Origin of the sequence: Tenacibaculum aiptasiae (genome assembly GCF_008806755.1) — a bacterium.
In the GTDB taxonomy this organism is placed as follows: Bacteria; Bacteroidota; Bacteroidia; order Flavobacteriales; family Flavobacteriaceae; genus Polaribacter; species Polaribacter aiptasiae.
In genome coordinates this window covers 413,905-432,866 of the sequence record NZ_WAAU01000003.1, presented here as the reverse complement: position 1 = coordinate 432,866, position 18,962 = coordinate 413,905, and the positions used below count along the sequence as shown (strand labels likewise).

At 30.4% G+C, this 18,962-nt stretch carries 14 protein-coding genes; 6 read left to right on the top strand and 8 right to left on the bottom strand.

The window, feature by feature from the left end; all coding sequences use genetic code 11:
- Nucleotides 1–28: 28 nt before the first annotated feature.
- Nucleotides 29–901, bottom strand: coding sequence for a transporter family protein (locus F7018_RS02030; protein ID WP_150898305.1), 873 nt, complete (start codon nucleotides 899–901; stop codon nucleotides 29–31).
- A 141-nt stretch (nucleotides 902–1,042) separates the two neighbouring features.
- Here F7018_RS02030 and F7018_RS02025 point away from each other — a divergent pair, with 141 nt between their 5' ends.
- Genes F7018_RS02025 through F7018_RS02000 form a run of 6 tightly spaced genes read left to right on the top strand, consistent with a single transcriptional unit; the run spans nucleotide 1,043 to nucleotide 8,031 of the window.
- Nucleotides 1,043–2,383, top strand: a complete 1,341-nt coding sequence (locus F7018_RS02025) for an NAD(P)/FAD-dependent oxidoreductase (protein WP_150898304.1) — start codon at nucleotides 1,043–1,045, stop codon at nucleotides 2,381–2,383.
- Between the two features lie 6 nt (nucleotides 2,384–2,389).
- Nucleotides 2,390–4,012 (top strand): 4Fe-4S binding protein, encoded by a 1,623-nt coding sequence (locus F7018_RS02020; RefSeq protein WP_150898303.1) that lies wholly within the window; start codon nucleotides 2,390–2,392, stop codon nucleotides 4,010–4,012.
- Entirely contained in the window at nucleotides 4,002–4,478 is a 477-nt protein-coding gene (locus F7018_RS02015) for a toxin-antitoxin system YwqK family antitoxin (RefSeq protein WP_150898302.1), read from the top strand. Before F7018_RS02020 ends, F7018_RS02015 begins: the two co-directional genes overlap by 11 nt.
- A 3-nt stretch (nucleotides 4,479–4,481) precedes the next feature.
- A complete protein-coding gene (locus tag F7018_RS02010) occupies nucleotides 4,482–5,174 on the top strand; it encodes a glycosyltransferase family 2 protein (RefSeq protein WP_150898301.1) in 693 nt (230 codons plus the stop codon).
- On the top strand, nucleotides 5,174–6,664 hold the full coding sequence (locus F7018_RS02005; RefSeq protein WP_150898300.1) for a cellulose synthase family protein: 1,491 nt from the start codon (nucleotides 5,174–5,176) through the stop codon (nucleotides 6,662–6,664). Before F7018_RS02010 ends, F7018_RS02005 begins: the two co-directional genes overlap by 1 nt.
- Nucleotides 6,664–8,031 (top strand): mannosyltransferase, encoded by a 1,368-nt coding sequence (locus F7018_RS02000; RefSeq protein ID WP_150898299.1) that lies wholly within the window; start codon nucleotides 6,664–6,666, stop codon nucleotides 8,029–8,031. Before F7018_RS02005 ends, F7018_RS02000 begins: the two co-directional genes overlap by 1 nt.
- A gap of 91 nt (nucleotides 8,032–8,122) precedes the next feature.
- On the opposite strand, the gene F7018_RS01995 is transcribed toward F7018_RS02000, so the two are convergent.
- The 7 genes from F7018_RS01995 to ruvA all read right to left on the bottom strand — a co-directional run bounded on the left by F7018_RS01995 (nucleotide 8,123) and on the right by ruvA (nucleotide 18,882).
- Nucleotides 8,123–8,704, bottom strand: a complete 582-nt coding sequence (locus F7018_RS01995) for an acyltransferase (protein WP_150898298.1) — start codon at nucleotides 8,702–8,704, stop codon at nucleotides 8,123–8,125.
- 46 nt (nucleotides 8,705–8,750) lie between these two features.
- Nucleotides 8,751–9,497, bottom strand: coding sequence for an energy transducer TonB (locus F7018_RS01990; protein WP_150898297.1), 747 nt, complete (start codon nucleotides 9,495–9,497; stop codon nucleotides 8,751–8,753).
- 108 nt (nucleotides 9,498–9,605) lie between these two features.
- Entirely contained in the window at nucleotides 9,606–10,328 is a 723-nt protein-coding gene (locus F7018_RS01985) for an energy transducer TonB (protein ID WP_150898296.1), read from the bottom strand.
- A 63-nt stretch (nucleotides 10,329–10,391) separates the two neighbouring features.
- Nucleotides 10,392–10,769: a VanZ family protein gene (locus tag F7018_RS01980; RefSeq protein ID WP_150898295.1), complete on the bottom strand. Its 378-nt coding sequence runs from the start codon at nucleotides 10,767–10,769 to the stop codon at nucleotides 10,392–10,394.
- Nucleotides 10,735–11,115, bottom strand: a complete 381-nt coding sequence (gcvH, locus tag F7018_RS01975; RefSeq protein WP_150898294.1) for a glycine cleavage system protein GcvH — start codon at nucleotides 11,113–11,115, stop codon at nucleotides 10,735–10,737. The genes F7018_RS01980 and gcvH overlap by 35 nt, the downstream gene beginning before the upstream one ends.
- A 24-nt stretch (nucleotides 11,116–11,139) precedes the next feature.
- The gene (gene sov / locus F7018_RS01970) at nucleotides 11,140–18,279 is read right to left on the bottom strand and encodes a T9SS outer membrane translocon Sov/SprA (RefSeq protein WP_175578612.1); all 7,140 of its coding nucleotides are present in this window, start codon (nucleotides 18,277–18,279) and stop codon (nucleotides 11,140–11,142) included.
- 21 nt (nucleotides 18,280–18,300) lie between these two features.
- On the bottom strand, nucleotides 18,301–18,882 hold the full coding sequence (ruvA, locus tag F7018_RS01965; RefSeq protein ID WP_150898292.1) for a Holliday junction branch migration protein RuvA: 582 nt from the start codon (nucleotides 18,880–18,882) through the stop codon (nucleotides 18,301–18,303).
- Nucleotides 18,883–18,962 lie beyond the last annotated feature (80 nt).

Below are 18,962 nucleotides of genomic sequence, written 5' to 3'. Positions count from 1 at the left end.
ATTTTCATAACTCCTAAATTACTCTTTTTTAAAATAATGCACGTAAACCTAAATTAAAACTTTGCCCTAAACCGTTATTATTTCCTCTAACGAAGTTACTATACAACACTTCTAAGTTTAACACTTTAGATAACTGATATTTTCCTCCAAAACCTAAAGCTGTATAATCTTGAGTAAAATCACCAAAACGCTCAGCATGTTGAACAAATCCTAAAACTGTTGACTTACCACTTGGGAAATAACTTAAAAATACTCCAGGAACTAATAAAAATGTATTATTCGCAAAACTTTGATCATCTCCAAAATTATACTCAGTATTTAACTCAGTAAATAACTGCCAGTTACCACTAGCAAAAGTATAATCATAAAAAAACCTGTTTTGAAAAGACCATGCTGTTTGATCTAAAAAGACACCGTTCTCAGTTTCATTACTAACTAATGGAATATGAATAGCCGATTGAATAGAAAAATTTGCAACATTTTTCAAAGGTTGAAATTTAACAGATGGTGCTATCGAAGTAATACCTTTTCTATCAGTATTTGTATCTTCTAAACTAAAAACAGACAGAGCTTGCCTACCTCCAATAGTATTAGAACGAAACTCTACAATTGCTCCAATATTAATTCTGTTATTATCTGAAATACCTGTAAAGGCTTCGATTGTTGAAGTGAAAAAATTATCTCTTGCTTTATTTACACTATTTCCATTAGCATCAGCAAACTTAGTTTCAGTATAAAGATTATTAAACCACTTAATATCCCATTGACCTTTATTCAATAACTTTGAAGGAGTATAAGTTTGAATATTTGATTTATCATTTTCTTTTTCTTCTTCTTGAGCATAAGAACTAAACCCAATAAATAGAAATACTAGAAGAATACTTTTAAAATTATTTTTCATGGTGATTATTTTTCAATTATCACCTATGTCGATAAAAAGTAAAATGTCTTACATACCTTCTTTATTTAAATTCATTCTAAATTTATTTCGCTCATTAAGTTATTAACTTTAACAACGACATAACTCGCAAATCAACTTTTTATGGAACACGTTGTTATTATTGGTAATGGAATATCTGGTGTAACTGCCGCTAGGCACATTCGAAAACTATCTGATAAAAAAATTACTATTGTATCTGCAGAGACCGATTATTTTTTTTCTCGTACAGCCCTAATGTACATATATATGGGACACATGAAGTTTGAACATACTCAACCTTATGAGCCTTGGTTTTGGAAAAAGAATAGAATTAACTTGAAAAAAGGTTATGTCTCTGAAATCAATACTGATAAAAAAGAGCTTTTTTTTGCTGAAGGCGATACACTTGCATACGATAAACTAATTATAGCTACTGGCTCTAAACCAAATAAGTTTGGTTGGCCAGGACAAGATTTAGATGGTGTTATGGGAATGTACCATAAACAAGATTTAGAAAATCTGGAAAAATATGCACCTGATAATAAAACATGTAAAAGAGCTGTAATTGTTGGTGGAGGATTAATAGGTATTGAATTAGCTGAAATGCTACATAGTAGAAATATTCCTGTTACGTTTTTAGTCCGCGAAGAAAGTTTTTGGAACGGAGTTTTACCTGCACAAGAATCGGCAATGATTAACCAAGAAATTTTAGATAATCATATTGACCTTCGTTTAGGTGTGAATCTAAAAGAAATTAAATCTGATGAAAACGGAAAAGTAAAATCGGTTATAATAGCTGAAACTGGGGAAGAAATAACTTGTAATGTAGTTGGTTTAACTGCTGGAGTTTCTCCTAATATCGATTTTATTAAAGATTCTGATATTGAAACTGGTAGAGGTGTAAAAGTAAATCGTTATTTAGAAACCAACATTAAAGATATTTACGCTATTGGTGATTGTGCTGAACAAAACGAAGCTATAGGACAAAGACGTCCAATTGAAGCTGTTTGGTATACTGGAAGAATGATGGGGGAAACAGTAGCACAAACGATATGTGATAACAGGATTCAATATAAACCTGGACATTGGTTTAACTCAGCAAAATTTATTGATATTGAATATCAAACTTATGGATGGGTTTGGGCACAACCTAAAGAAAATGAAGCTCGTTTTTATTGGGAACATAAAGATGGAAAAAAATGTATCCATATTAACTATGATAAAAACACTCATGAATTTATAGGAATAAACAATTTTGGCATTAGAATGCGTCATGAGTTTTTCGATAAAGTTCTATCAGAAAAACGTTCGATAGAATACGTATTAGAACATTTAGCAGATGCCAATTTCGATCCAGAATTCTACAAACTTCACGAACCAGAGATTGTAGCAAAATTTAACAAAGAAAACAATACAAACATCCAACTAAAAAAGAAAAGCTGGAAACGAATTTTTAGCGCGTAATAAAATATGAAAGCAATAAAATATATTGGATTAGTCCTTTTTTTAATTGGGTTATCTATTTTCACGGGAACTATTTTTACTGGAGGATTCAATTTAACTTCTAGCGAATTAGATAGTTTTATTAAGAACCAAAATTATAAAAGTGAAGTAATTAAAGAAGAACTTAGCAAAGCTGTAGTGACTTCTGAAGAATTAAATATTTTTGATTTTTCTAGTCGTGTTCGTAATGCTTATAAAGCTTCTAACGATCATTATGATGCATTGATTGCTAAATATGATGCTGAAAAAAATTGGGACAAAAAAGGAGAACAATATCAATATAGAATCTCTGGAAAACCACATACTTTAAGTTATAACTTAGCTAAAATTGCAGGAAAAGGTTACATCAAAGAAAATGCTGGCTTAATTTGGTGGCTTACTTTTGGGTTAGGAATTATTGGTGCTTTATTATTCATCTTACCAAATTATATTTTACTAGGAAGACCTGGAATTAAAAATAACGGTATTTACTTAGAATCAAGTACTAACAGAGGTGCAATTGCATGGTTGGTATTAGTATATCTAGTTGCTTTTTATTTACTGTTATACTTTATGCCTGACTATGTTGTAAATTGGACATATATTTTAGATCCTATTAGTAAGGCTTTAAATGGCGGTGCTGCTTCACAGTGGTTTGTTTATGGTTTCCTATACTGTGTTATTATGATAGTTATGGCTGCTAGAATGTATATTAAATACAGACATAATAAATATCAAATAATAAGAACTACTTCAGTTTTATTCTTTCAAATTGTTTTTGCCTTCCTAATCCCTGAGATTATGACGAGCTTAAACATGCCTGGATATGATTTTAAAAATGCTTTTCCTTTAGACTATGATTTCTTTTTTGATTGGAATTTAAATAGTTTAAAAAACAGTGGTGCTATAGGTTTATTTATCTTAGTTTGGGGAATTGTTTTAACATTAATTATTGTGCCTGTAATGGTATATTTCTTTGGAAAAAGATGGTACTGTTCATGGGTTTGTGGTTGTGGTGGTTTAGCTGAAACTTTAGGTGACCCTTATAGACAACACTCTGACAAAAGTTTAAACGCATGGAAGTTAGAGCGCTGGTTAATTCATTCAGTTTTAGTTTTCTCTTTAGTTATGACTATTGTTACGTTATACTGTTATTTTTCTGGAACACAATCTTTTTTAGGTATCAAATCAGAATGGATAAAAGACACCTATAGCTTCTTAATTGGATCTTGGTTTGCAGGTGTAATTGGTACTGGTTTCTATCCTATATTCGGAAACAGAGTATGGTGTCGTTTTGGTTGTCCATTAGCAGCATATTTAGGTTTAGTTCAACGTTTTAAATCACGTTTTAGAATTACTACCAATGGAGGGCAATGTATTTCTTGTGGAAACTGTTCTACTTATTGTGAACAAGGAATTGATGTAAGAGCATACGCACAAAAAGGAGAAAATATAGTTAGGTCTAGTTGTGTTGGATGTGGTGTTTGTTCTGCTGTTTGTCCACGTGGAGTATTAAAATTAGAAAATGGTCCGGAAAAAGGAAGAATAAACCCTACAGATGTATTGTTAGGTAACGATGTTGATTTAATGAAATTAGTGAATGAAAAGTAAAGTACTTTTATTTTTCTTACTTTGCTATGCAACCATGTTTTCGCAAAGCAAGTATCATAAAGCGTATTACGATAATGGTACTTTGAAAGAAGAAGGTTGGATAGAGAACGATCAGAAAACAAAGTATTGGAAATTTTATTATAAAAATGGCGTACTTAAAAAAGAAGGACGTTTCAAGAATAATATAAAAGTAAAATATTGGTACTTTTACCGAAAAAATTCTTCTAAAGAAAAGGAAGGTCATTTTGTTAATGGAAAACGCAATAAATGGTGGTTGTTTTATGATAAAAATGGGCAGGTAAATCATAAATGTCAATTAAAAAACAATCAAAAAAACGGATATTGCTTACTCTATAAAAAACAAAAATTAGTAAAAGCTGTTAAATTTAAAAACGGCAAAAAAATTAAAGAATGGTCTGACTTTTCTTCCTTTAAAGAAGAAAATAGTTTAAATGATTTAAAATAATCAATGAATCAAAATATTAAGGTTATTATTCCTGCTTACAATGAGCAAGATTCTATTGCAAATGTAATTAACGATATCCCCCCTTTTGTAAATGAAATAATAGTTATTAGTAATAATTCTACTGATAACACTGAAATAAACGCAAAAAATTCTGGAGCTACTGTATTAAAGGAAAGTAGAAGAGGTTATGGCTATGCTTGCTTAAAAGGTATGGATTATGTTGCCAATCAAGATATAAAACCAGACATAATTGTTTTTTTAGATGGTGATTATTCCGATTATCCTCAACAATTAACAGAACTAATTAGCCCTATAATAAATGATAACATAGATTTTGTAATTGGTGCACGTGTAAAACGACTACGAGAACAAGGTTCTATGACTCCTCAACAAGTTTTTGGCAATTGGTTAGCTACCTTTTTAATGAAACTATTTTTTAACGCTAAGTTTACAGACCTAGGACCATTTAGAGCCATAAAATATAATAAATTACTAGCTCTAAATATGGAAGACAAAACATATGGGTGGACTGTTGAAATGCAATTAAAAGCATTAAAACAAAAAATGACTTATGTTGAAGTCCCTATGAAATATAGAAATAGAATCGGCGTTTCAAAAGTTTCAGGAACCGTAAAAGGTAGTATCTTAGCCGGCATAAAAATTTTAGGTTGGATATTTAAATATAGCTTTAAATAATGATTTTAGAATACGTTATAATTGCAATATATACTATTTCATTAGTACTAATATTACTATATGCTTTAGCTCAATTAAATTTACTTTTTAATTATTTAAAAGCTCAAAGAAGAGAAGATAATTCTCCTAAATTTGACTTTTCTAATGAGGAAGAAATCCCTTATGTAACAATACAACTCCCTGTATACAACGAACTGTATGTTATGGAACGTTTGTTAGATAACATAGCTAAACTAAAATATCCTAGTGATAAATTAGAAATTCAAGTTTTAGATGATTCTACTGATGAATCTGTTATTAGTACAGGAAAACACATTGAAGAATTACAAAAAAAAGGTTTAGACATTCAGCATATTAGAAGAGAAAACCGTCAAGGTTTTAAGGCTGGTGCTTTAAAGGAAGGTTTAAAAATAGCTAAAGGAGAATTCATCGCTATTTTTGATGCTGACTTTTTACCTCAAGAAAATTGGTTATTACAAACTGTCCCTTATTTTAAAAACCCAGAAATTGGTGTTGTACAAACAAGATGGGGACATATTAATAGAAATTACTCTACGCTTACTAAAATTCAAGCTTTTGCTTTAGATGCTCATTTTACTTTAGAGCAAGTAGGTAGAAATAGTCAAGGACATTTTATTAATTTTAATGGTACTGCTGGTATTTGGCGTAAAGAGTGTATTTACGATGCTGGTAATTGGGAAGGAGATACTTTAACTGAAGATCTAGATTTAAGTTATAGAGCTCAATTAAAAAAATGGAAATTTAAATATCTAGAAAATGTTGAAACTCCTGCAGAATTACCTGTTATAATTAGTGCTGCTAGATCTCAACAATTTAGATGGAATAAGGGTGGTGCTGAAAACTTCCAGAAAATGTTAAGGAGAATAATTACCAATAAAAATATTTCTCTTAAAACAAAAGTTCACGGAATGCTACACTTATTAAATAGTTCTATGTTTACTTGTATTTTCTTAGTAGCTATTTTAAGTATTCCTATGCTATATATAAAAAATGAATATGCACATTTAAAGGTTTACTTTATTGTAATGAGTTTCTTTATTGTAAGCACCTTAATTTTCTTTGTTTGCTATTGGTTTATGTATAAACGAACCTATGGTGGTGGATTTTTAAATTTTATCAAATACATTGGAGCTTTCTTTTCTTTTTTCTCTATTGCTATGGGCTTCTCATTGCACAATACAATTGCTGTTTTAGAAGGGCATATAGGTAAGAAAAGTGAATTTATTAGAACTCCAAAATTCAATATAAAATCGTTAAAAGATAGTTGGAAAAACAACAAATACATTCGTAAAAGACCTTCAATCAATGTTGTTATAGAAGGGTTATTAGCTATTTATTTTGCGTTTGGAATGTACAGTGCCTTTATTGTTGGTGACCAAGGAGGAGATTTTGGTTTATTTCCATTTCACTTTATGCTGTTTTTTGGTTTTGGTTATGTGTTTTTTAAATCTATTTTTTCAAAAGCCTAATGCTTCTTGAAAGAAAATATAGTGCTATAAGTCTAACTTTTGTTAGTCTTTTACTTTATTTTTTCTTTGCATACTTTTTAGAAAGAACTGAATTTTCTAAATTACTTTTTTTGTGGTTTTCATTATTTACTACTTCATATTTTTTATGGAAAAACAGTAAAAACAATTTTCTTTTCTTAGCGGGAGTATCCATTCTATTTAGATTTGTCTTTCTTTTTGCTATTCCTAATTTATCTCAAGATTTTTATCGTTTTATTTGGGATGGAAGAATGATTTTAGAAGGTTTTAATCCATATTTATCATTACCTGAAACCTTTATCGAACAGCATAAATATCCAATTAATCAAGCGTTAGATTTATACCAAGGAATGGGAAGTATGAATGGAAGTCATTATACAAACTATCCTCCAATAAATCAATTATGCTTCTTTATTGCTGCAATTTTAGCCAATAAAAGCATTATAGGTAGTGCAGCTGTAATGCGAGTAATTATCATTTTAGCTGATATTGGTATCATTTACTTTGGAAAAAAATTATTGGAAAATTTAAAAATTCCAGTTCAAAACATCTTTTTATACGCATTAAACCCATTTATCATAATTGAAATGACAGGTAATTTACATTTCGAACCTGTTATGCTATTTTTTATGATTTGGAGCTTATATTTATTACATCAAAAAAAGTGGGGTTGGGCTGCAATTTTATTAGCATGTTCGGTTTCGGTAAAACTGATTCCTTTGTTATTCTTACCTTTATTCTATCAAACATTTGTTACAAAAGATTTAAAAATTAAAGGTTTCTTAAGATTACTTGCTTTTTATACAATTGTTATTACAAGTATTTTATTACTCTTTCTACCTTTTTATTCATCAGAATTAATTTCAAATTATTCTAACTCTGTAGGACTTTGGTTTCGTAATTTTGAATTTAACGCTAGTTTATATTATATAGCGAGAGAAATTGGGTATTTGTTTAGAGGCTATAATGAAATAGCCATAATAGGTAAAATAATACCTATTTTAACTATTATATTTTTAATTGGAGTTACTTTCTTCAGAAAAAATAAATCTATCTTAGAACTTATAACTGCAATGTTATTTGGTTTATCCTTCTATTATTTTACAACAACAACTTTGCATCCTTGGTATGTAGCAACCTTAATAATTCTGTCTATTTTTACCAAATATCGTTTTCCTATCATTTGGTCTATGGCAATTATCTTAAGTTACCAAGCTTACTCAAACACACCTTGGAAAGAAAACCTATGGTTTGTTGGTTTAGAATACGTGATAGTATATGGCTATTTGTTATGGGAATTATTCATAAAAAAACCCACTCATAAAATTGAGTGGGAAAAATTGCTATGAAAAAGAAAAAGAAAGTGGTTTTATAACCACTGCTCAAATATAAATAACATTTTCTTTACAACAAAAACTTTTTAAAAAAATTTGATCTATATCAAATTTTAAAAACTTTATTGTTTTCTAGCTTATATTTTTCTTTGCTTTCTATACAAATGGCTTCACCTTTTTCATCAAACTCTAATCGATGGCCATATTCACTTATCCAACCTATTTGTTTTGATGGATTTCCTACTACCAATGCATAAGGTAACACTTCTTTAGTCACAACTGCACCAGCTCCAATAAAAGCATACTCTCCAATATTGTTTCCACAAACAATTGTTGCATTTGCTCCTATACTCGCTCCTTTCTTAACAACTGTTTCTAAATACTGATCTTGTCTTTTTATAGCACTTCTTGGATTTATTACATTCGTAAAGACCATTGAGGGACCTAAAAAAACATCATCTTCACAAATTACTCCTGTATAAATAGAGACATTATTTTGAACTTTAACGTTACTTCCTAATTTCACCTTTGGAGAAACCACAACATTTTGTCCAATATTACAATTCTTTCCAATGATACAGTCGGGCATTATATGACTGAAGTGCCAAATTTTAGTTCCTATACCAATAGTACTCCCAGCATCTATTACTGCTGTTTCGTGTGCAAAAAATGAGTTTGTTGTATCCATATTAACAAAAATATAAAACTCAACCTAAATGGTTGAGCTTTTGTTCTTATTCTACCTTAAATGTAATAGGTAAAGTATACTTTACTTTTACAGGCTTATTATTTTGCTTACCTGGAGTGAATTGTGGTATTTTATTTACCACCTTATTTGTTTCTTTTTCTAACTTTTTATGAGGGGCTCTAATTTTTACATCTGATATTTTACCACTTTTATCAATTACAAATTGTGTAAATATTTTATACTTCCCCGAACTCAAACCAACATCTTGTGCAATCTCTGCATTAAAATATCTTTGTATATGCCTCTGTATTTTTCTTTCAAAACATATTCTATTCTCTTCTTCTGATAAGCCTTCACAACCTTTAAAAACAGGTGTATTTTGGACACTATTTATAGACATTGTTTTTTCAACTGGCTCATCTACTTTTGAAATAACATTTGTAGGCTTAGAAACTACTACTGGAGTATTTTCTACTGGCAAATCAATAACAGTTTCTGGAGTATCTGATATATTCTTTACAACTACTGGCTTACTTATAACTCTTTTTACAATTTGCTTTTGTTGTGGTTTTACAACTTGCTTTTGTTGTTTTTTTACAATTATTTCTTTTTGAAAAGTAAAAATTGGATCTGTAAACTCATAATATGGTTCGCTTACTACAGCCATATCTTTTTCCGTTTCATATTCTAAAGTGACAAAAACCACAAATAAAGTTAATACTAACCCTAACTGCATAAATATTGCAGAAAATTTTTCTAATTGCTTTCTTGGTTTTTTCTTTTGTGTTTCCATAGTAATAAAATTTTTAAATTATTATTATATAAAACAAGAAACATGCCAATAAAAAAAGAGCAATCCAAAATTGGATTGCTCTTTTTTTATTTTTTTATAATACTAAAACTATTCTACATTAAATGTAATAGGTAAAGTATAACCAACTCTTACTGGTCTACCTCTTTGTTTACCAGGCTTCATTTTTGGAATTTTTTTAGCTATACGAATAGCTTCTTTCTTTAATCTAGGGTGTGGTGCTCTAGCATTAATACTAGTAATAGAACCATCTTTGTCAATTTTAAATTGAACATAAATTCTCTTCTTACCAGGTGCTAATCCTAGCTCGTTTGCTAATTCAGCATCAAAATAACGTTGAACGTGCTTAGTTAACTTTTTATTTAAACAAGCTTTCTTTTGAGCTTTTGTTCCTTTACAACCTGGAAAAACTGGTACTTCTTCAATAATAGAAAAAGGTACATCTTCTACCACTTCTTCTTCTTCCTCAACTTCAACAATCTCTTCAACCTCTACAGCTTCAGATTCATCAGTTTCAGTAGACTCAATAATAGTTTCCTCAACTTCTTTTTCGTCTTCTACAACCTCAATCTTCTCAGGAGCTGGTGGTGGTGGAGTATTTGGTTTTGGTTTTGGTGGTTCAATTTGAAGTTCTATAGTTTCTTCTTCAATATCAGAAGCCATATTTGCTGAACCTAAATCTCCATATGTTTTGTCATATGTTTTATTTTCAATCGCAACATATGTTACAAATAAAGCTAAAACCAAACCTAACTGCATAAACAGCTTGCTATAATTTTCTAAGTTTGATTTTGGATTTTTCTTAATTTCCATCCTAAATGTTTTTAACAGTTCGCTAATTTAATTAATTTATTTCAACTTTTACAAGCTAAATCTTTAAATAGCCTCATTTTTCTTAAAAAAAAGAAAGTAAATAATGTAAGCTATTAAAATACCCGTCGTATTTGCAATAATATCTAAAACATCTCCTGAACGGTATGATGTCATTGTAACTTGAAGAGCCTCAATAATTATGCCGTAAAACACACATGCAAAAACAATAATTAAATCATTAATTTTTGTCTTTCTGAATGCTAACAACCAAAAAAAACTTAAAACAAAATAAGCTATAATATGCTCGTATTTATCTAAATTATTTATTTTGATTGGCTGAGGACCTATCTTTATTAAACTAAGAATAGCAATACTTGCAGTTACAAATATTGCTATTGTTATAAAATTATCCTTTAATAAGTTCTTGATAATCTTCAGCACTTAATAAACTTGCTATTTGAGAATCGTCTGATAATTTAACTTTTATCATCCAACCGTTACCATAAGGATCAGAATTTACCATTTCAGGCTCGTCTTCTAATGCTTCGTTAAACTCAATTACTTCACCTGATAATGGCATAAAAAGGTCAGATACTGTTTTTACAGCTTCTACTGATCCGAAAACTTCTTCTACTTCTAAAGTATCGTCTAAAGTATCAACGTCAACGTATACTATATCACCTAATTCACCTTGAGCAAAATCAGTAATCCCAATTGTAGCTACACCGTCTTCTATTTTTACCCACTCGTGGTCTTTTGTGTATTTTAATTCTGTTGGAATGTTCATTATTTTATTTTTATTGTGTTTGTTTTACTTTCCTAAATTATAAATTATATTAATTCCAGCATTGATTGATTGTCTTGGAAAAGTAGTTGAAACAGCATATTGGAATGTTTGATGGTTATAATAAAATGAAGCTGTTAAATTGCTACTTAAATTATAATCAGCCATAAACTTTAATCCGAATAATTTTTCTCCTCCTGTTATCTGACTATTTTCTTCATCAACACTTCGTATTAAGGTTAAATTATCTCTTAACGAAATGTCTGCTCTTAAATTAATATCTCCTTTTAATGTTTCTTTTTTCCCTGTAAATCGAGTTACAAATTTAACATCTCTAATCTTATATCCAAATCCAACAACATATTCTGTTCCTTTTATATCAGTTAATGTATTATTGTTAAAATTTAATGTTAAACTTCTATCTTTTCTTACTTCTCCTTTAAATGAAAATGAATTCTTCATTCTAAAATCTACCTTTACAAGTGGAGAGAATTCATCTATTAAAGTTGCCGACGAAAGTAATAGTTCTGGTTGATAATTACCAGAAGTATTTGTATTAGTTGGAGAAGAAGCATCATATTGTAAGTTATTAGTATAATTCCCTACAGTATAAGATGACTTGTATCCATGTGATAATGTAAATGATGAAAATGTTTTCTTAAACCATTTATACTTCATAAATCCATTAAAACGTAACCTCCAATTTGGTATTGGTATGTTTTTAAATATTCCTGTACTTACCGAATTTGGACTGGTACCTGAATATGCCGCAAGGAAAGCTGGCAACATTGCTTGCTGCCCATTAACTTTGTATCCAGCACCAGGCGTATTTGGCAATCCAGTTTCGTTAGATAACCTATCTGCTATTATACTTCTATGATCTAAAAAGTTTTGATATAAAGTTTCATTGTCTGTAAAAATAGTTCCTAACATAAAATGACTAATACTATAATCACCTGTTTCGAATGCTTTTATATTAGGGTCTTGATGAAATCCTCCATTTCCATCAGAAATTATATCTAATTGTTGGTTTAATCTAGTTGTTTGAATTCTTCTACCTATTAAATCTATAGTTAGGTTTTTAACTGGTTTTACTGAAATATTATAATCTAATTTTTTATAACTGTTTTTCCCATAATTCTTATTATAGTAAGGCTGATTTGGATCATTTTGACTTGTTCTTGTTACTAACCAACCATTTTCTATGGCTGTATTTAAAATGTCTGTTTGACTTCCAAACACAAACCCTAAAGTTGGCGCCAAACCACCACCATAAGAATTTCTTCCTAAGAAACCTACAGATGGTTTATAACCTTGTAATAAGGTTCCATTGTTTTGTGAGTAACTAATTTTAGCCCTTTTTACCGAAGTTAAAACATCATATAGTCCTTTCATTGCTTTCTGGCCAAAAGAAGCATTCTTTTTCAACTTCGCTTTTGGAGCTGTGGTTTTTGCTCCCAATGCTACACTTCCTTTTTTAGTTGGTCTTTTCTTTGTTCCTTTTAACAACAACTTATCTAATCTCAAAGTTTTATAAAAGCGTCCAAAATCTATATTCGTATTTAAATTATGTGTATTGGCATTTTGAATCATATTCCCCACCACATCTACATAACTTACACTTTGACCATTTGGTAAATCTAAATTACTTTGCGCACTAGCTTTCCAATCAAAATCTGCAGTATAACCATAATCTGCAGTAACAAAACTTAAATAAGGTAGTTTATTAATTGGTAGTTTATAGGTAGCATTTAATTTTTGATGATAATTGTCTGGTCTACCTACATTAAAAAACTTATCATAAATTTCTAAATTCTCATCTTCTCCAAAACTATCATATATATAGTTATTGGTTGCATTGAAATTTAACTGTAAAGATTTTGTTAAATCAAACCCTATAGTATAATCCCAGTTAAATAAAAATCTACGTTGTATTAATTCTGGCTGAGCAGATAAACCAATATTTTGCACTAAGTTTCTTGATTGTTGTGAATTATAATTTCTATTGATTCTAGAATTAACCGCAATGTTTTTTGGTACAGGGTTGATGTTTAAATCCTTAATAAATCGTAAATATTTACTTTTAAAAAGTTTAGAACTTTTAAATGGCTCAATAACAAAAGGTTTGAAAGTAAAATTATAGCTAGCTCCAGCCATAACGTTTCTATTTATATATTTTTCAATATTATAATCTTTATGAAACTCTTCACTATGAGAATATGATACAGAAAAATTTTCTACATCATAAAATTTTGGTTTCTTCTTACTCTCTGGGTTTTTATTCTTTTTTACGTTTATAAAACTAATACTTTGCCTACGTGTGTAGTCCTGGGCATTCTTACTATTAGGGTTTTTATCTAATGCGTCTTTTAATTCAACATCTTGAAATTGTGGGTCGTATTTTGGATCTCTAAACTCTTCCCCATAACTATAACTCATAGGTATTTGCATATTCCATTTTTTAGGCATCATTTTACCTAATTGAATATTTGTTGCTACACTATATTGTTTCGTTTCTTCAATACTTCTTTGCTGAACTCGGTCTTCTACATTACCAAAGCCAATTGTAGACATTCTTCCTGCTAAGGAAAGATTCATTACATCAGCAAGATTAGCATCTGCATTTACAACTGCAGCCCATCCTCCTTTGTTATCAAAACCTACAGCACGTAATTCGTTAAACCATACCTCTATAGATTTATTATCTGTAATTTCTGTGTTTTTAACTCCTAACATTACAGTTCTTATTTGAGCTAATGTTGGATTACCTCTTACAAAAATTCTCAATCCATTTGAACTAGTTGAGGAAAACACATCTGTTATACTTTGTCCTAAAGGTCTTTGTATTTTTAAATTGGCTAATTCCTGTAATGGTATTTCTAAATCATTTACTTCTGGCCAAACTTTATCTGGGACTGGTGTCGTACCAGGTGTTTGTTTACTATACACTAAAGGCTTATGAACTTCATAATAATTATCATTTAAGTCAGTACCTAAACGAATAACTGCTACAGCATTTGCCGGTTCATCTTGAACCGCTACTCCCTCGGGGTCTTCAGCATGTAAAAACATACGTAGTTTTTTATATCTACGCATATCTATACTAATATTTTTATAAATAGTTCTTATTTGATCAGCTGGTAAATCGGTAACTTTTAACGTTACTGATTGTTCATTTTGACGTTGAATTCTATTTGTTCCTTGTAACTGCTCTCTAAGAATACCAGGAGGTAGCGCATATTTTTCTTGATTTTGCTCTATACTCACTACCCCAACTTCGAACTTATTTAATTCTGTAGCATCTAATTCTACTGGAGTAGTAGTACTAGGTAAAACTTTTGTATATCTACGCCAATCTCCTCTTACCAATTCTAATTCTCCAAAACGTAAAACTATTGGCATTTTAAACTGAGTAAGGAACATTCTAATGAAACGAATACTATTAAAATCTGTAATACCGTTTATTTTCTGAGCATCTGTTACATTTCTAATTGGAATTCTAAATTGATACCAAGTTGTAGTTCTTGTAGCTCCATTTGCTAATGTTACTGGCTCACTCTTTGAATCGATAATATGATTTTTTCCTACTTGCAAATCACTTTTATTAAATGATACTTCATATTCAAAGTAACTATTTACAGGGTTCATCGTTTGATCCTTGTTAATATCTTCTACATCAGGGTATGTTGTAGATGATGTAGGAAATGCTTCTGTAGATTGACTTGCTGTTGGTGAATTCCCTTGTGTTCCATTGTAGTTTTTATAACGTGATAAAACTGAAGGGTTTGTTGCCTCTATTGCTCCACCTCTAAAAAACTGGAAGTTATCACCCGCCGGGTCATCTAACGATGCAAATGCTGGATATAATGCTTTTTCTTCTGCATCTGTTAATCCATCTAATCCTATATCTTGATTTACTCTTGCTTCATTACTAGAATCAAAAGCATATAATATAGATGGATTTATTGGTGTATTACCCCAAACTGTAGTATTTACATTATTTCCAGGGACTTTATTACCATCAGCTGGTAAACCATTTTCATATTGCTTTCTACCATCTTTTAAGATATCTTCAGATACACTTCCTAAATTGATAAATAACTTACCCACTTGATTAATTGGGTCTTGTGGATTTATTCCTGCTGGTAATCCTTCTTCTTGATTAATTGAGTAATTCTCATATGGATCCATTACCCAAAACTGAATATACTCAACATTTGCTTGTTCAAAATTATTGGTGGTTAAAGCTCGCATAATTCCACCCCAACGCTCTTCTGGAGTTACAGAATTTGCATTTTGATTATAGTTATAAGGACCTCTTTCAGATGGATAATAAGCTAAATCTAAAGTACGAACTAAGTTTTGTTGCGTAATATCTAAATCTGTATTTGGAAATAATTCATTGTAACGTATTTGACGTACCTCATTTCTTGATAATTCATTCTCATCAATATTTCCTGGTCTATTACCACTTCCGTAAAAAAGCTGATCAATATTATACCATGCTAACTTACCTCTTTTATAGTTATAAGATATATCATTTACTCCACCATCAAAACCTTGCGATTCTGGTGTACTTGCTAAAAACCACTGTTGTGGAGAACTTAAATTAATTGGTATTTGTGATGCTTCAAAGTCATCTAAATAAGACGTTGCTGTTCCATCTACATTAATTCCACTAGGAGACCCAGGCAATAAATAAGCCATATCTGCTCTTACCGATACATTAGATGGTGCATCAGTTTCTACAAATGGTAGTTTGTTTGCTAATTTTGTTAAATAAGGAACCTCTGCTGAATAATCTAAGTTTAAACCTAACATTACATTATCAATAGGCTCTCCTCCAAAATTTACTTTTGGTGTAATTGGCCTTTCACTTACATTTAAGAAAGTACCTCCTAATATAAATTTTTCTGAAAAACGGTGCTCTACATCAATTCCTATGAACGTTTTTCTTTGCTGATTAAAGAATGTATTATTTTCTACTGTAGCATTAATTGGTGTTCCTGAAGCTTCTAATCCTGGATCTAAAATCTGAACACGCCCTAACTGATAATCTACTACATAATCAATTCCTTCAACTAACTGTCGTCCTCCTGCTGTAACACGTACCGAACCTCTAGGAACATTGAAGGCTCCTAATGATATCCCTCTGCTTGTTTCTGATTTAAAATATCCTTTTAAAAAGAATTTATCTTTATTTTGATATTCGTTTTTTGCTTGAATCTTTGTTGTTAAATATAACTCTTCAAATAAGTATTTGTCTTGATCTGTTGTATTCGTTAACTCATCCCTCAAATCAATACCAAACGGTTCTGGTTCTGGGAATAATACATATCCTCTTTCTGAGTTTACAGTAATTCCTTCCACATAATCGAAGAAACCATCTCCATTAGGAACTGCATATTGACTTTGGTCTAGTTTATCTAAATTTAAGATTCGCAATAGAGGTTTATCTGTAATACCTGGTGTCTGAGCATTTTGCAGTGTATTTTGTAAAGTACCCGTTTCATCATCTCGATATAATAATTCAAAACGGAAACCATCTCTTTGTAATGGGAATGCTCCTAAAGCATACACGTTTTTCATCATTAAACGCCAAGTAGGGAATGCCTCTGCTGGTACTCCTGAAGTTCCTCCTGTACCAGGTCGAACCGTATTTAGGATTTCACTACGTAATAATTTTACTACTAAGTTTGAAGGAGCTACAACTCCATCGTTTGAAAATTCTCCTACTTTAAAAACAGTTTCACCATTAGATGCTCCAACAACAGTATACTCAAACGCTACAGCTAAAACCTCTCCATCATTTAATCTTCTATTTAAAGAAATGAATCCTAATTGAGGGTGTAATCTAAACTCGTTAGCTTGTAACTTACGTGCATTTTGTAAATATGAATAGTTAAATCCTTGTTGCGGAGTTATTCCTATACCTGTAATTGCATTATCTACTGTTGCTACATCTCTAATACCTCCTACCGTTGTTGCTAATAATGGATTTAAATTATTAACACCATTATATGGTAATATTTTAGAATTAACTGATACTGCTCCTGGAATTGCATTAATTTCTGTTGGATTTACCTCATTTGCATCACTAGACTCTCCTAAATCGGCAAGAGCCACTATACTACGATAATCATTTACATTTTGAGTTCTATTGGTTATCCAAACCTCAACTCTTGTAATATTTATTGGGCTACTTACTAATGGATAATTATTTAATGCCTCCTTATAATTTTCTCTAAAATATTGAGATAAGAAAAAGTGTCGATCATTATCATAATCTGATGCTCTTAATTCAAAAGGTTCAATCGTTGCTCCTCCTTCTGCTACTACTGTTTTTGATTGTGAATTCTGTTGCGAAAATGCTGCTGTTATATATGTTTTTCCAAATTGCAACTCTGTTTTTACACCAAATAAAGACTGTGCTCCATTTATTAATGAGTTTTTAATTGGCATACTAATATTACCCGCTTCAATATTCCTTATAATATCATCCTCAGTAGGAGTATATTCTAATTTTATAATATTTTGAAAATCGAAAGTGGATTGTGTATCGTAGTTGGCAGTCACTTTTAAACGTTTCCCAACTTTTGCTTGTAAGCTTGCGCTAATTTGTTGATCAAAATCAAAAGTAAAACTACTTTGATTCTCTATAGATATTTGTGGGTTTTCATTTTTCTGATAAACTCCTCCTAATTTTATATTTACCTGACCTGAAGGGATAACCTCAACAGTATTTCCTCCAAAAACAGATTCAAAAAATTTAGAATTTACATAATACTTAGGTAATAAGTTTTTTCTAGCGTTTTTATTTCCTTTTTTCTTTGGATTAGTAGCGTCTACTTTTTCTTTAAAATAATCTTTTATATCATTCTTTAAAAGGTACTTATCATACTCTTCTGGAGTCATGAAAATTGGAGTTCCAACATAGTAATCTCCAATTTTCTCTACTAACACAAACTTGTTTATTGCTTTATCGTAGGTTACAATTTTCTCTACTGGATTATTTAAATACAATGCTCCGTTTTTAGTATATCCAAAATTATACTTTAACGGTACTACTGTATCTTTTTTTACATTATTTGTACTATTCCCCGGAGTATTTTGCGAAAACGAAACAACACTTACCAAAAGAGTAAGTGTTGCCAGTAATCTATTCATAACCTTTTTTTCCAACCTTGTTTATAAGTTTTTCAACGCCTGTTTTATAAGCTTTTCAACACTAGCATCAGGCGTTTCTTTTAATATATTTCCAACTACTTTATCAGCTTGTTTACGGGCAAAGCCAAGAACCTCTAATGCAGATAACGCTTCTTCTTTATTTGTATTGTTTTGCACAACAGAAACTTCATCTAAATCGAACGTTTTTGATATTTTGTCTTTCAAATCTACAATAACACGTTGAGCTGTTTTTGCACCAATACCTTTTACTGATTGAATCAGTTTTACGTTTTCTGATGCTATAGCTTGCTGTATTTCTTCTGATGTCATTGAAGACAACATTGTTCTTGCTATACTAGGACCTACTCCTGATACAGATGTTAACAACCTAAAAACTTCACGTTCAATTTTATTAGAGAACCCATATAAAGTATGAGCATCTTCTCTCACCGATAAATGAGTATACAACAATACGTTTTCATCATCTGGTAAAGACGAGTATGTATTTAAAGAAATATGCATTAGGTACCCAACTCCATTACAGTCTACTACTGCATATGTTGGATTTTTCTCAACAAGTTTCCCCTTAATTTGTGTAATCATTCAGCTGATTTTCTAGTTGCCTAAAATAAATAAAAATATTTCTTTTTGAAAACCTTATTTATCAAGACTTTAAACTTTTA

What these genes read in the sequence shown, in the direction of transcription:
- F7018_RS02030 (WP_150898305.1), bottom strand. Translation starts at nt 901, where the DNA reads ATGAAAAATAATTTTAAAAGTATTCTTCTAGTATTTCTATTTATTGGG.
- F7018_RS02025 (WP_150898304.1), top strand. Translation starts at nt 1,043, where the DNA reads ATGGAACACGTTGTTATTATTGGTAATGGAATATCTGGTGTAACTGCC.
- F7018_RS02020 (WP_150898303.1), top strand. Translation starts at nt 2,390, where the DNA reads ATGAAAGCAATAAAATATATTGGATTAGTCCTTTTTTTAATTGGGTTA.
- F7018_RS02015 (WP_150898302.1), top strand. Translation starts at nt 4,002, where the DNA reads ATGAAAAGTAAAGTACTTTTATTTTTCTTACTTTGCTATGCAACCATG.
- F7018_RS02010 (WP_150898301.1), top strand. Translation starts at nt 4,482, where the DNA reads ATGAATCAAAATATTAAGGTTATTATTCCTGCTTACAATGAGCAAGAT.
- F7018_RS02005 (WP_150898300.1), top strand. Translation starts at nt 5,174, where the DNA reads ATGATTTTAGAATACGTTATAATTGCAATATATACTATTTCATTAGTA.
- F7018_RS02000 (WP_150898299.1), top strand. Translation starts at nt 6,664, where the DNA reads ATGCTTCTTGAAAGAAAATATAGTGCTATAAGTCTAACTTTTGTTAGT.
- F7018_RS01995 (WP_150898298.1), bottom strand. Translation starts at nt 8,704, where the DNA reads ATGGATACAACAAACTCATTTTTTGCACACGAAACAGCAGTAATAGAT.
- F7018_RS01990 (WP_150898297.1), bottom strand. Translation starts at nt 9,497, where the DNA reads ATGGAAACACAAAAGAAAAAACCAAGAAAGCAATTAGAAAAATTTTCT.
- F7018_RS01985 (WP_150898296.1), bottom strand. Translation starts at nt 10,328, where the DNA reads ATGGAAATTAAGAAAAATCCAAAATCAAACTTAGAAAATTATAGCAAG.
- gcvH (WP_150898294.1), bottom strand. Translation starts at nt 11,115, where the DNA reads ATGAACATTCCAACAGAATTAAAATACACAAAAGACCACGAGTGGGTA.
- sov (WP_175578612.1), bottom strand. Translation starts at nt 18,279, where the DNA reads ATGAATAGATTACTGGCAACACTTACTCTTTTGGTAAGTGTTGTTTCG.
- ruvA (WP_150898292.1), bottom strand. Translation starts at nt 18,882, where the DNA reads ATGATTACACAAATTAAGGGGAAACTTGTTGAGAAAAATCCAACATAT.